Origin of the sequence: Rhodococcus sp. AG1013, assembly GCF_003350365.1 — a bacterium.
Taxonomy (GTDB): Bacteria; Actinomycetota; Actinomycetes; order Mycobacteriales; family Mycobacteriaceae; genus Prescottella.
This window is the reverse complement of the sequence record NZ_QQAT01000054.1, coordinates 1-1,037: the sequence shown is the minus strand read 5'-3', so window position 1 is coordinate 1,037 and position 1,037 is coordinate 1. Positions and strand designations below refer to the sequence as shown.

The 1,037-nt window shown below is 66.4% G+C and carries 1 protein-coding gene; it reads left to right on the top strand.

Annotated features, from left to right (window positions below):
- Positions 1-152: 152 nt before the first annotated feature.
- On the top strand, positions 153-1,037 hold an 885-nt coding region (locus DEU38_RS27955; protein ID WP_220181974.1), incomplete at its 3' end, for an IS30 family transposase.

Below are 1,037 nucleotides of genomic sequence, written 5' to 3'. Positions count from 1 at the left end.
CTCTGTCCGAGGAACGGCGTGTCTACTTTCAGCTCATGCGGCAGGGTGTGAGCAACGCAGAGGCCTGCCGGATCGTAGGCATCAACCGCCGGACAGGTAAACGGTGGCGCAACGGGCGCGCGCCGTCAGGCAGGGCCAACGGGGCGCCACCGGTGACTGCGGTGGCGCCTCCACCCGGTCCTTCCCGCTACCTGTGTGAAGCCGACCGCATCAATATCGCGGATCGGTTGCGGGAGAAGGCCACGATCCGAGACATCGCGGCCGAGCTGGGGCGCAGCCCGTCGACGATCAGTCGGGAGATCCGCCGCAACAGGCATCCGATCAGCGGCCAGTACCGGCCGCACGCAGCCCAGGCCCGCGCCGATACCCGCCGGCCCCGTCCCAAGACCGGCAAGATCGGCCGAACCCCCGAGCTACGGGAGTTCAAACCCATTTGGACCAGCGGTGGAGTCCGGGGCAGATCTGCCAAGCTCTCCAGGCAGCCTTCCCCCCGGCAACTGGAGATGCACGTGGTCCACGAGACGATCTACCAGGCCTTGTATGTCCAGGGGTGCGGCGAGCTACGCCGCGAACTGGACCAGGTTCTGCGTACTGGAGGCGCTCGCCGCAAACCTCGCCGCCAGGCTCAGCAGCGTCAGCCTCGTTTCGCCACCCCGATGGTGATGATCAGCGACCGCCCCGCCGAGGTCGACGACCGGGCCGTGCCCGGCCATTGGGAAAGCGATTTGATCATCGGTAAGGACGGCGCGTCGGCCATCGGCACGCTGGCCGAACGGGCCACCCGCTACGTGATGCTGGTGCATCTTCCCCGCGGACGCAGCGCCGATCTCATGCGGGATGCTCTGGTGGAGACCGTCACAACTCTGCCCCGCAATTTGACTCGGTCGCTGACCTGGGATCAGGGCAGCGAGATGGGCGCCCACCACTCGTTCACGATCGCCACCGACATCCCTGCCTACTTCTGTGATCCCGCCAGCCCCTGGCGGCGAGGATCGAACGAGAACACCAATGGTCTACTGCGGCAACACTTCCCGAAA